Genomic DNA, 12,602 nt, shown 5'->3' with positions numbered 1-12,602 from the left:
AATGAGCGCTTCGATTGATCTTTCGTCAGTGCTGACCCAAACCGGGCGGACAGTGCTTGCAGGCGCGCCGGAGGGGCTCGATTCGCTCACGCTCGGGCAGCTCGCGCGGCAAGCCGCCGAGGGAAGCCGGCCGCGGCCGCTGTTGCATCTTGCGCGCGATGATCAGCGCATGGCGGAAATCGCCGATCAGCTCTCATTCTTTGCCCCCGATGTGGAGGTTATCCGCATTCCCGCATGGGACTGCCTGCCTTACGACCGGGTATCGCCAAGCGCCGGCATCATTGCCGAGCGGATTGCCGCGTTGGTGCGGCTGGGCAAGGGGCTCGAGCGCAAGCCCATCGTGGTGCTGACCACGGTCAATGCCGCCCTGCAACGGGTGCCGCAGCCCAAAACGCTTGCAAATGCCTCGTTCCGCGCCGCGCCGGGCCATGTCATCGACATTCCGGCACTCCAGGAGTTCCTGACCCAAAATGGGTTCAGCCGCACCGGCACTGCCATGGAGCCCGGTGAATATGCGATCCGCGGCGGGATCATCGACATCTTCCCGCCCGGGGTCGAGCATCCCATGCGGCTCGATCTGTTCGGGGACACGCTCGAGTCCATCCGCTCCTTCGATGCACAGAGCCAGCGGTCGATCGGGCAGCTCAAGGAAATCGTGTTGGAGCCGGCCTCCGAAGTGCTGCTGATGGAAACCACCATCGCGCGGTTCCGGACCCGCTATGTGGCGACGTTCGGCGGACAGACCGCCAATGATCCGCTCTATGAAGCGATCAGCGCCGGGCAGCGCTATCAGGGGATGGAGCACTGGCTGCCCCTGTTCTATGACCGGCTCGCAACCATTTTCGACTATGCGGACTGGGCAGCGATCGGCCTCGATCACCAGCTGGACGAAGCGGTGAAGGCGAGGCGCGAACTGATCGATGACTTCTACGAGGCGCGCCGGCATGCGCTGGAGCAGCAGACATTCGGCGCGGCGCCCTACAAGCCGCTGGAGCCGTCTGCGCTGTATGTCAGCGAAAGTGAATGGATCGACCTGCTCGGGTCACAGCCACAGCTGGGCTTCACGGCATTCGAGCAGCCCGAGGGGCAGGCCGCCCGGGTGATCTCGCTCCATGGCCGGCAAGGGCGCAGCTTTGCCGCCGAACGGGCGCAGCAGGAGCAGAATGTCTTCCATGCGGTCAAGGCGCATGTGGGCGATCTGCGCCGGGCGGGCAAGCGGGTTCTCATCTCGGCCTGGAGCGAGGGCTCGCGCGAAAGGCTCATCGCCATCATGCGCGAGCATGACATGGCGCCGGTGGTGGGGGCAGATACCTGGACAGAGGTTGAGAGCCGCGATCCCTCGATCCTCAATGTGGTGGTGCTGGCGCTCGAACATGGCTTTGAGACGCCGGAGCTCGCGATTGTCGGCGAGCAGGACATTCTGGGCGACAGGCTGATCCGACGGGCGCGCAAGAAGCGCAAGGCGAGCGACGTCCTGACCGAGGTTGCAAGCCTCGCGCCGGGCGATCTCGTGGTGCATGTGGATCACGGCATTGGCCGGTTCGAGGGGCTCAAGACGATCGAGGTGCAGGGCGCGCCGCATGATTGCCTGTTCCTCACCTATGCGGGCGGCGACCGGCTGTTCCTGCCGGTCGAAAATATCGAGCTCATCTCACGCTATGGCTCGGAAGAGGCGGGCGTGCAGCTCGACAAGCTGGGCGGACATGCCTGGCAGGCCCGCAAAGCCAAGCTGAAGCAGCGGGTCAAGGAGATCGCCGACCAGCTGATCAAGACAGCGGCGGCACGCCTCCTGCGCAAGGGCGAAGTCATCGTCCCGCCGGAAGGGGTCTATGACGAGTTCTGCGCCCGTTTTCCCTATGATGAGACTGAAGAGCAGCTCGATGCCATCAATGCGGTGCTGGAAGATCTCCAGAGCGGCCGGCCCATGGATCGGCTGATCTGCGGCGATGTGGGCTTCGGGAAGACGGAAGTTGCCTTGCGCGCGGCCTTTGTTGCGGCCATGAGCGGGCGGCAGGTCGCGGTGGTGGTGCCGACCACATTGCTTGCCCGCCAGCATTTTGCGACCTTCGCCGAGCGCTTCCGCGGATTTCCCGTGCGGGTCGCCCAGGCCTCCCGGCTCGTCTCGCGCAAGGATCTCAGCGACATCAAGAAGGATCTGGCCGAGGGCCAGATCGATGTGATCGTCGGCACGCATGCCATTCTCGGCAAAGGCATCACCTTCCGGGATCTCGGCCTGCTGATCGTGGACGAGGAGCAGCATTTCGGCGTCAAGCACAAGGAGCGGCTCAAGGATCTGCGCGCCAATGTGCATGTGCTGACGCTGACGGCCACGCCCATTCCGCGCACCTTGCAGCTCGCCATGACCGGGGTGCGCGACTTGTCGCTGATTACCACGCCGCCGCTCGATCGGCTGGCGGTGAGGACCTTCGTGTCGCCGTTCGATCCTGTGACGATCCGCGAGGCACTCCTGCGCGAGCACTATCGCGGCGGCCAGAGCTTCTTCGTGTGCCCGCGGGTCTCCGATCTCGGGGAGATGGCCGAGTTCCTGCGTGAGCACGTGCCGGAAATCACCTTCGCCATCGCCCATGGGCAGATGGGGGCTACGGAGCTCGAGGACGTGATGTCGGCCTTCTATGACCGCAAGTTCGACGTGCTGTTGTCGACCACCATCGTCGAATCCGGGCTCGATATCCCGACCGCCAATACGTTGATCGTGCACCGGGCCGACATGTTCGGGCTCGCCCAGCTCTACCAGATCCGTGGCCGGATCGGACGCTCCAAGCAGCGGGCCTATGCATTGCTCACCGTGCCCGTGGGCAAGCCGCTCACCGCCGGGGCCGACCGCCGGCTCAAGGTGCTGCAGTCGCTCGACACGCTCGGCGCCGGCTTCACGCTGGCGAGCCATGATCTCGATATCCGCGGCGCCGGCAATCTGCTCGGGGAAGAGCAGTCCGGGCATATCAAGGAAGTCGGCTTCGAGCTCTATCAGCAGATGCTCGAAGAAGCCGTGGCAAGCCTCAGGTCGGGTGATCTCGAGGTTGAGAGCGAGGATCGCTGGTCGCCGCAGATCAATATCGGCACGGCCGTGCTCATCCCCGAAAGCTATGTGGCCGATCTCGACCTTCGTCTCAGCCTTTACAGGCGCCTTGCGGATCTCGAGACCGAGCAGGAGGTGCAGGGTGTCGGGGCGGAGATGCGCGACCGTTTCGGTCCGCTGCCGCAGGAGGTCAACCATCTCCTGCAGGTGGTGGCGATCAAGCTGCTCTGCCGTGCCGCCAATGTGGCAAGCGTCGATGCGGGTCCCAAGGGCGTTGTGGTCGCGTTCCGCAATGGCCAATTCGCCAATCCGGTGGGGCTCGTCGCCTATATCAACGAGCAAGGGCACCATGTGAAGCTCAGGCCCGACCAGAAGCTCGTGTTCAAGCGCGACATGGACGAGGCCGAGGACCGGCTCAAGGGCGTGCGCGCCATCCTGAAGCGGCTCGTCCAGATCGTCGAGGAGGCAAAGCCCAAAGCGGCCTGACGGGATTGTCGGGCGGGCCTGCCTGCCCCATCTTCAGATAAGGTTTGGGCGTCCCGGAGGTTGGGTTGAAAACGCGAGCGCCTGTCACGACGCCGCAAGGACATGAGGTCTCATCGACCAATCAAGAGGTCGGTGAATTCCTGGCGAAGGCCAAATCCCTGCCTCTGCGGCAGGGCGAGGACCGAGGTCGGCTGGTTTTTGCCATGGATGCGACCATGAGCCGGCAGCCGACCTGGGATCAGGCTCTCGCCATTCAGGGGCAGATGTTCGAGGAAACCGCCAGGATTGGCGGGCTCGACGTGCAGCTCGTCTATTTCCGCGGGTTCAATGAATGCATGGCCAGCCGCTGGGTATCCGACCCCAAGGGGCTTGCCAAGCTCATGTCGGGAATTGCCTGCCGCGGTGGTCACACCCAAATCCGCAAGGTGCTTCAGCATGTCAAGCTGGAAATGGAGCGGGCGCGCGTCCATGCGGCAGTCTATGTGGGTGACGCCATGGAGGAGGATGTGGACCTCCTTTGCGCCCGTGCCGGCGAGATCGGGCTTCTGGGCGTGCCGATCTTCATGTTTCAGGAAGGCTATGATGCAAGAGCCGAGAGCGCATTTCGCGAGATCGCTCGGCTCACGAAAGGCGCCTATTGCCGTTTCGATCTGAATGCGGCAGGACAGCTCCGGGCGTTGCTTGCGGCGGTGGCGGTTTATGCGGCCGGCGGCAGGCAGGCGCTCGAGCATTACGGGCGCAAGAACCGGCCGGCGACATTGCTGCTGGATCAGCTGCGGTAGGGGCTGCAACAGCTATGCAGGCATTCATTCTCGTCGCCATAGCCCTCGTGCTGGCCTATTGGCTCTTGCGCAAGTCGATCAAGGCCGATCCGAAGCGGCTGGCCAAATTGACCAGGCTTGGCGGTGGGGCTGCCATCGCGCTGGTCGGCCTCATCATGACGCTGCGTGGCGGCATGGCGGTGGGAGCACCGCTCATCGCCTTTGGACTGGGTCTGCTCGGGCGGCACATGAACATTCCCGGTGCGCCCGGCGGCTTCTCCCGTGCCGGCCGGCCATCGGGCGGCCAGCGCTCCAGCGTGCGCACGGCGCTGCTCGCCATGGAGCTTGATCACGACACCGGCATGATGGACGGATCTGTGCTCGCGGGCCGCTATAGCGGGCGCCGGCTTTCGGCGTTGACGCTCGCCGAATTGCTCGATTTGCGCGGGGAAGCCTATTCAGTGGCCGATCAGAGCCGGCTCCTGCTCGATGCCTATCTCGACCGCATGCATGCGGGCTGGCGGGATGCGGCGGGTGCCGGCGCAAAGCAGAGTAATGGGGCGGGCCCGCGGGCCGAGTTCGCGATGTCGCGGGCGGAAGCCTGCCGCATCCTGGAGGTCTCGGATCATGCGAGCGAGCGCGAGATCCGCGCGGCCCATCGGCGGCTCATGAAGAAGTTCCACCCGGATGCGGGCGGGTCGGATGCCTTTGCCGCCATGATCAATCAGGCGAAGGACGTGCTGCTCAAGCGCTGAACTTGCGCTGCCGCCTCATCTCAATCGAAGGCGATGGCTTCGCCGAAGAGCTTGCGGATCTCGCGCACATATTCGCGGAACAGCGGGTTGTCGTCGATCTCGGGCGTGCGCGGTCGAGGCAGGTCGATCGTGAAAATCCGCTCGATGCGGCCTGGCCTCGCGGACATCACCACGACGATATCGGACAGGAACACCGCCTCGGCAATGCCATGGGTGATCATGAGCACGGTCTTGCGGCTGTTCAGCCAGATGCGCTGCAATTCCCTGTTCATGGTCTCGCGCGTCATGGCATCAAGCGCGCCGAAGGGCTCATCGAGCAGGAGCAGTTCGGGATCGTGCACCAGGGCGCGGCAGATCGAGACGCGCTGCTGCATGCCGCCGGAGAGCTGGTGGGGCAGGTGGTTCTCGAAGCCTTGCAGGCCGGTCAAGCGGATCAGTCCGTCAATGGCGGCGGCGTGATCGGCCGGCTTCAACCCACGCAATTCGAGCTGCATGGCGATATTGCCGCGCACCGATTTCCAGGGCAGCAGGGTCGCGCTCTGAAAGACGATGCCGACGCCCGGATGGGGGCGCTGCACGATGTCACCATCGATGCGCACCTCGCCACTGGACGGCTTGATGAGCCCCGCCACGATGCGCATGAGCGTGCTCTTGCCACAGCCGGAGGGGCCGACGATCGAGACGAATTGGTTGCGGTCGATGGTGAGCGAGACATCCCTTAGCGCCTCGACCTCGTCGAACCGCATGAACAGATTGGCAATGTCGATGATCGTGTCGCTCATGTGGTGAAACCGGGCGCTTGTCCGCGGATGCTGACATGCCAGGGCAGGGCAAGCCTTTCCGCGATCTCAACGAGGTAATAGAGGCCGAGCCCGATCACGGCGAGGCAGACGAGGATCGAAAACAGCATGGGTGTATCGAGATTGGCATTGGCCCAGATGAGGAGATAGCCCAGGCCCTTGTCGGCCCCGACCCATTCGCCAACCACCGCGCCGACAATGGCGAAGGCGACCGCCACCTTCATGGCGCCGAAGATCTGGGGCAGGGCGGAGGGCAGGCGAAAGCGCAGGAAAATGGCTAGCGGACTTGCCTGCATGGAGCGGGCGAGATCGACCAGGTCCTTCTCGACCGAGCGCATGCCGACCATGGTGCTGATCAGCACGGGGAAGACCGCGACCAGGAAGCTCATCAAAAGCTTGGGACCAAAGCCTAAGCCGAACCAGATGATGATGAGCGGAGCGAGTGCGATCTTCGGGAAGGTCTGAATGACCAGCAGCACCGGCAGCACGATCCGCTCGAGGCTGCGGCTTGAGACGAGCAGCGCGCCGATCACCACCCCAAGCACCAGGGCAAGCAGAAAACCGCCGATTGTTTCGGCAAGAGTAATGCCGGAATGAAAGAGCAGGGTTGCATGGTCCTCCCGCATGCGCTGGAGCACCGCGAGTGGCGAGGGCACCAGGTATTCCGGCAAGGCCAAGAGAGCGACCGCCGCCTGCCACAGCAGGATGAAGGCCGCGAGGGTGGCCACAGGATAGATGGCGCCACGCCAGGACATGGTGGGTTGGTCTCCAAGGTCGAAGCCCCACGCCCATGTTCGATGAGCGCGGGGTTCAGGGCATGTGGCCCGAGCTTACTTCTCGATCAGCGCATTGGTGAAATAATCCGTCGCAGGACGATTGCCGCTGATGAGGCTTGCCTTCTTCATACCCTCGATCATCGCCGTCCAGTCCGCTTCGGCCATGGCGCCAGGGGCCAGGTCCTTGCTGTTCTCGGTGGTCAAGAGATCCAGCGAGAGCTTGAGCTGGGCAACCAGCTGGTCGCGGTCGCGGGCCCGGTCGGTGCGGATCTTGAGGGCTTCATCCACCGCTTCTTCAGGATTGGCTTTAGCATCGGCCCAGGCGCGGGTGGTGGCCTTCAGGAAACGGCGGGCGAGATCCTCGTTCTTGGCGAGCCAATCGGTATTGGCCACGATCCCGTCCTCGAGCGCCGGGACGCCATTATCGGCATAGGTGAAATATGTGACATCCAGCTTCTGCTTGGCGAAGATCGGCAGGGCGAAATAGGTAACGCCGGTTACCGCATCGGTGCGGCCCTGCAGCAAGAGCGCGTTCTTGGCACCCACGGCGGGGTTCAAGACGCTGACCTTCTTGATGTCCACATCGTTTGCGGCAAGCAGCGCGGGCAGCATCTGGGCGGTGGATTCGGATGGCGCCATGGCGAGCACCTTGCCCTCCAGCGCCTTCGGATTGTCTACCGGCGCGTCCTTGCGGCTGATGATCACCATGGGGTTCTTCTGGTGAACGCCATAGATGGCCTTGACCGGCATGCCCTTGTCGGCACCGATCGCCATGGTACCCAGATCGATGAAGGCGATCGGGTCCTCGCCCGAGGCAACCAGCTTCACCACATTGCCGGCGCTGTTGCCCTCGGCGATGGTGAGATCGATGCCCTCGTCCTTATAGTAGCCCTTCTGAATGCCGAGATAGAAAGGCGTGTGCGCCCCATAAAGGCTCCAGTCGAGCTTCAGGGGAAGCTTGTCCTGCGCTTGCGCATTTGCTGCGCCGAAGGCCGCCAAGGCCCCGAGGGCAAGCAGTGTTTTCAGGTATGTCCGCATAATCTGTCCCTCCAAGTCTGGCTAAGGTCTTCTGTTGTTGTCGTTAGAAATCGAGCTCGAAGAGCTGGCGCGGATAGGATGTCAGCACTTCGGCGCCTTGATCGGTCACCGCCACGCTCTCCGAAAACCACATGCCGAAATCCGGCGTGAACATGGAGGGCACGATGTGGAAGGTCATGCCCGGCTCCAGCACCGTCGGATCGTTCGCCTTGAGATCGAGGAAATGACCTTCGGCCCAATTTGGCGGGAAACCAATGCCGATGGAATAGCCTACGCGCTGGCCGGCCTGGCGATAATGGCGCGAGCCTTCAAGCGCACGATTGGCCGCGGCGAAGACCTCGCCGGAGGTTGCGCCGGGCCTCAGCGCATCGATGGCGCGATTCAGCATGTCGATCAGCAGGCCGGATACGGCGCGATGTTCCTCGCCTGCCTTGCCGACGATGCAGGTGCGGGCGATCATGGCGTGATAGCGGTCGATGCAGGCGGCCGATTCCAGCAGCACCACATGGCCGGGCTCGATCGCCCGTCGCTCCCAGGTGGTGAAGCATAAGGCTGTTGCAGGTCCGGTCACCACCAGGGGCACGCGGAAGAAGTCGCTGCCGGCTCCAACCGCACCCCAAAGCATGGCGGCGGCCACGTCGTTCTCCGTGCGTCCCGGAGCGATCGTGCGCATGGCTTCATCGAGCCCCGCAACCGCGGCATTCGCTGCGCTGCGCATCCGCTCTAGCTGGGCCGGCGTCTTCAGGCGCCGCCGTTCCTCACACACACCGTTCCAATCGATGATGCGATAGGTCGCCGCCCGCTGTTCGAGGGCACGCAGCATGAGGCCGGTGAAGTTGCGCGCACCGGTTTCAAAACCGATATCGCCCGCCTCACCCATGTGGCGGCGTAGGGCGGCATCGAGGCTTGCGGCTGGATCATCGCCATCGCCGATCACCTCAACCCCGCCAATGGTTGGGGTCTCCTGCGCCAGCGGCTTGTTGAAGATGCGGGTGACCAGGATGGGCAGACCCTCCCTGGGGACGATCAGGGCCTGGAAGGTCCAATAGCCGATCGAGCGATAGCCGGTGAGCCAGAAGATGTTCTCGGGATCGACGAGGACGCCGGCAGCAAGCCCGCGCGCCCGGAGATCGCTCTGCACATAATGCAGGCAATCCTGGTAGTGAGCCATTGGAAATGGCTGATGCAGGCGGGCGCTCTGCGCCCCGCGATCGTTTGCGTTGGTCAAGGTGCTCCCCATGGCTGCTGAGGTGGAGCCATAGCACCGGCCGGCGCTTGAGATTTAGTACATTTTCTTGCGCTGCGGATCACGCCAGGTTATGCGCACAAGCGATGGTCATGCGCCCCCGACATCTGGAAGTCTTCCACGCGGTGGCCGCTCACGGTTCGGTGACCGAGGCGGCAAAGCGGCTGCACGTCTCCCAGCCGGCCGTCTCCAAATATCTGCGCGAGCTCGAACAGGACCTCGGCTATGCGCTCCGGGTGCGCCAGGGCAATAGTTGGCGGCTCACCACGGAGGGGCGCCTCTTGTTCGAGGAGATCGCGAAATCGCTTGTCGGCTTCGATCGGCTGAGCCAGTTCGCGGTCGACCTCAAGGCCATGCGCGTCGGCCGGCTGGCGGTTGCCTGTCTGCCTCTTCTGGCAATCGAGCCGTTGAGCAGCCTCATCAGCGATTTTCTCGAGGTCCATCCGGAGATTGCCCTGTCTCTGCTGGTCCTGAACTCGCATGGGGTGATTGATCAGGTGATCGCGGGCAAGGCCGATGTGGGCATCGGTCTTCACCTTCCCTTTCATGAGGAGGTCGAGAGCCGGCTGGTCGCGCGCATGCGGCTCGTTTGCATGCTGGACCGGGATGATCCGCTGGCCGTGAAGGACACGATCACGGCCGCCGATCTCCATGGCCGCAGGCTCATCACCATCGGGACGGGTGATGCGGTGCAGCTTGAAATCGACCGGCTGTTCCGGGCCGAGGGCGTGCGCGCCTCCCGCCGCGTCGAAACCTTGACGTCCCACTCGGTCCTGCGACTTGCTGAGCACGGGCTCGGGATTGCCCTGCTCGATGATTTCGTGGCCTCGCAATATCGCGGCACGCGGCTGGTCAAGCGCGCCTTCCAGCCGGAAATCCTCTATGCGCTGGCGGTGATCACCAGCCGTGACCGGCCGCTCTCACGACTGGCGCGGAGCTTCGTCGACCATCTGGTGGGCAGGTTGCCAAGGGTCCTGCCCGAGATCGCGCAAGTCCGCCCCTGATTGTGCTGGACTTGCCGGCGCAAGAGTTCCTAGACTTCGAGTGATAAGGCCATCCTCTCCTTGATTTGCGGAACTCGTCATGACTGCAGGGGGTCAGTTGGATCAGCGCGCAACCAGGTCTGGTGGTGCTGCGGAAGCCTTTGATGTGGTGGTGATCGGATCCGGAGCCGCCGGCCTCAGTGCGGCGCTGCGGGCGGCCGTGGGCGGCCTCTCGGTGATCATCCTCGAGAAGAGCGACAAGCTCGGTGGAACCTCCGCCATGTCGGGGGCGGGAACCTGGATCCCGGCCAATCACATTGCGCGGCAGGCGGGGATCGAGGACAGCCCCGAGGAGGCGCTCACCTATATCCGCAGTGCTTCGCCGCCGGGCTGGCAGGAAAAGGAGGATGCGCTCTGGCAAGCCTTTGTTGCGGCTGCGCCGCGCATGCTCGAATTCATCGAACGCGAGACGCCGCTCAGGTTCGCACTCACCGAAGAGCCCGACATTTTCAGTGAGCGGCCCGGCGGCAAGGTACGCGGCCGCATGCTGTCGCCCAAGCCGCTGAGCCGGCGGCTGCTCGGGCCTTATGCCGGCAAGCTGCGGCGCTCAACCCTGCCGCATCTCTTCACCTACCAGGAAGTCTATGACGACGACCTCTGGCATCATCCGGTGCGTGCGGTCGTCAGGCTGTGGCCAGAACTCCTGCGGCGGCTCGTCACCGACAGCCGGGCGCAAGGCAATGCGCTCATGACCGGCATGCTGAAGGGCTGTCTCGACAAGGGCTGCCGGCTCTCGCCCGAAACACGGGTTACGGCCCTGCTGCAGGATCGGGACGGGCGGGTCAATGGCGTTGAGATCGATCGGCAGGGCATACGCCAGACGATCATGGCGCGTCGGGGCGTGGTGCTCGCAACCGGTGGCTTCGAGTGGAATCCCGATCTTTTTGGCCAGCATTTCCTAGGTCCGCTCGACCGTATTGCCAGCCCGCGCACCAATACGGGAGATGGCCAGCTGCTTGCCGAGAAGGCTGGGGCGCTGCTCGAGCGCATGGACCAGGCGAACGTCTATCCAACCCTGCCCACCCGCTATGAAGGGCGGCTGCATGGCATTCCGCTCACTTTCCAGACCGAGCCGCATGCGATCATTGTCGGGCGCGATGGTCGCCGGTTCGTGAGCGAATATGACTACAATATCGGGGCAGCCCTCGACCGGCGCGATGCGGCGACGGGCGAACCGCTGCATCTGCCAGCCTGGCTGATCGGCGACCGGCGTTTTCTGCGGCAATCCCTGCCGTTCCTCTGGTATGTGCGCAAGGATCCGAAATGCCTGATCAAGGCGCAGAGCCTCGATGAGCTTGCCGCCAAGACGAACCTGCCGGCTGACGCTGTGAAGGAGACGGTGGCGCGCTTCAACCACTTCTGCGCTCAGGGGCGTGATGATGATTTTCACCGCGGCGAGAGCCCGTGGGAGCAATATAAGGCGGGGACAACACAAGCAGCCTTCGGCACGATCGAGCATGCGCCCTTCTACGCCATTTCGGTCAATCGCTCGATCATTGGCACCAAGGGCGGGGCCCGCACCAATGAACGGGGCGAGGTGCTGAGGCCGGACCGCAGCATCATCCCCGGGCTTTACGCAGCGGGACTTGCGATGGCCAATCCGATCGGCACCCATGCGATCGGGGCAGGAACCACGATCGGTCCCAATCTCACCTGGGGCTTCATCTGCGCGGAAAGCCTGCTCACCGCCAACCGGAGCGAAACTGCCGATGAACGAACAGCCGCCCTATCTCACTGAGGCGCAGATCCGCGAGATCGGCATCACCTATCAGGATGCGCTGGCGGCGCTGCGGGCCGCCTTTGTGCGGCGGGCGGAATTGGCCGATCCCGTGGTCTCCAAGATCGGCCTGCACACGGAGGATGGCTTCTTTCACGCCATGCCGGCGGTGCTCGACGATATCGCGGTGGTGAAATGGGTTGCCTCAACCAAAGCCTCGACCGCGGCCGGCAAGCATGTCAACGCGCAGCTGATCGCCACGGATGCCCATAGCGCCGAGACACTCGCCGTGCTCGACTTTTCCTGGCTCACCGGCCTGCGTACCGCGGCGGTTTCGGCTTTGGGTGCGGATTTTTGGTCCGATCCCGAGGCTACAACCGTCGCCATGATCGGCTGCGGATTGCAGGCGCGAACCCATCTCGACGCGCTTCTGGCGGTGCGGCCGATCCAGCGGGTGATCGCGCTCAGCCGTACGGAGGCTTCGGTCAGGAAATATGCTGACGAGGCGGCCGGGCGTGGGATCGAGACCATCATCGCGAATGGCAGGCCGGAGCTTGTCTATGAGGCCGACATCATCGTCACCATGCTGCCGCTCCAGGCGGAGACGCAGCCGGTTCTCGACTGTCGCCGGCTTCGGCCAGGTGCCCTGGCGATCGGGGTTGATCTCGGCCGGTTCTGGCGGGCCGACAGTCTCGACGCGCTGGACGACTTGACCACCGATGATCGGGCCCATACAGCCGGGCTGGTGCAATCGGGCATGGTGAAGATCAGCCGGGCGTTCGACAGCGATCTGGCGGATGTGCTTGCAGGACGCAGCACCGTGTCCTGGGCTGCGTCCAAGCGAATCGGCTATGTGCCGCCAGGGCTTGCGCTGGCGGATGCCGCGATCACGCGGCTGATCCTGGGCAGGCTCGGCATCATGCCGGGATGAGCGAGGTTGAGA

The 12,602-nt window shown here is 63.9% G+C and carries 10 protein-coding genes; 6 read left to right on the top strand and 4 right to left on the bottom strand.

Translation table 11 applies throughout. The annotated features are described in order from the left end of the window. Position 1 precedes the first annotated feature (1 nt). The 3 genes from mfd to RCF49_RS02010 all read left to right on the top strand — a co-directional run bounded on the left by mfd (position 2) and on the right by RCF49_RS02010 (position 5,039). Complete coding sequence (gene mfd / locus RCF49_RS02020; RefSeq protein ID WP_342642380.1) at positions 2–3,523, top strand: transcription-repair coupling factor; 3,522 nt, start codon at positions 2–4, stop codon at positions 3,521–3,523. A gap of 65 nt (positions 3,524–3,588) precedes the next feature. Further along, a complete protein-coding gene (locus RCF49_RS02015) occupies positions 3,589–4,305 on the top strand; it encodes a VWA domain-containing protein (protein WP_342642379.1) in 717 nt (238 codons plus the stop codon). Between the two features lie 14 nt (positions 4,306–4,319). Then, the gene (locus RCF49_RS02010) at positions 4,320–5,039 is read left to right on the top strand and encodes a DnaJ domain-containing protein (RefSeq protein ID WP_342642378.1); all 720 of its coding nucleotides are present in this window, start codon (positions 4,320–4,322) and stop codon (positions 5,037–5,039) included. Between the two features lie 20 nt (positions 5,040–5,059). Here RCF49_RS02010 and RCF49_RS02005 read toward each other — a convergent pair whose 3' ends face one another. The 4 genes from RCF49_RS02005 to RCF49_RS01990 form a co-directional block, all read right to left on the bottom strand. Continuing rightward, entirely contained in the window at positions 5,060–5,821 is a 762-nt protein-coding gene (locus RCF49_RS02005) for an ABC transporter ATP-binding protein (RefSeq protein WP_342642377.1), read from the bottom strand. After that, entirely contained in the window at positions 5,818–6,594 is a 777-nt protein-coding gene (locus tag RCF49_RS02000) for an ABC transporter permease (protein ID WP_342642376.1), read from the bottom strand. The genes RCF49_RS02005 and RCF49_RS02000 overlap by 4 nt, the downstream gene beginning before the upstream one ends. A gap of 75 nt (positions 6,595–6,669) precedes the next feature. Then, entirely contained in the window at positions 6,670–7,653 is a 984-nt protein-coding gene (locus RCF49_RS01995; RefSeq protein ID WP_342642375.1) for an ABC transporter substrate-binding protein, read from the bottom strand. Between the two features lie 43 nt (positions 7,654–7,696). Continuing rightward, positions 7,697–8,881: a Xaa-Pro peptidase family protein gene (locus tag RCF49_RS01990; protein ID WP_342642374.1), complete on the bottom strand. Its 1,185-nt coding sequence runs from the start codon at positions 8,879–8,881 to the stop codon at positions 7,697–7,699. Positions 8,882–8,991: 110 nt separating this feature from the next. On the opposite strand from RCF49_RS01990, the gene RCF49_RS01985 reads away from it, so the two are divergent. The 3 genes from RCF49_RS01985 to RCF49_RS01975 all read left to right on the top strand — a co-directional run bounded on the left by RCF49_RS01985 (position 8,992) and on the right by RCF49_RS01975 (position 12,590). Next, the gene (locus tag RCF49_RS01985; protein ID WP_342642373.1) at positions 8,992–9,903 is read left to right on the top strand and encodes a LysR family transcriptional regulator; all 912 of its coding nucleotides are present in this window, start codon (positions 8,992–8,994) and stop codon (positions 9,901–9,903) included. Between the two features lie 79 nt (positions 9,904–9,982). Beyond that, complete coding sequence (locus RCF49_RS01980; RefSeq protein WP_342642372.1) at positions 9,983–11,680, top strand: FAD-dependent oxidoreductase; 1,698 nt, start codon at positions 9,983–9,985, stop codon at positions 11,678–11,680. Further along, entirely contained in the window at positions 11,652–12,590 is a 939-nt protein-coding gene (locus tag RCF49_RS01975; RefSeq protein ID WP_342642371.1) for a hypothetical protein, read from the top strand. Before RCF49_RS01980 ends, RCF49_RS01975 begins: the two co-directional genes overlap by 29 nt. Positions 12,591–12,602 lie beyond the last annotated feature (12 nt).

The organism is Rhodoligotrophos sp. CJ14 (assembly GCF_038811545.1).
GTDB classification, from domain to species: Bacteria; Pseudomonadota; Alphaproteobacteria; order Rhizobiales; family Im1; genus Rhodoligotrophos; species Rhodoligotrophos ferricapiens.
Note: the sequence above shows the minus strand (reverse complement) of the source record. Positions and strands in the feature narration are given on the sequence as shown.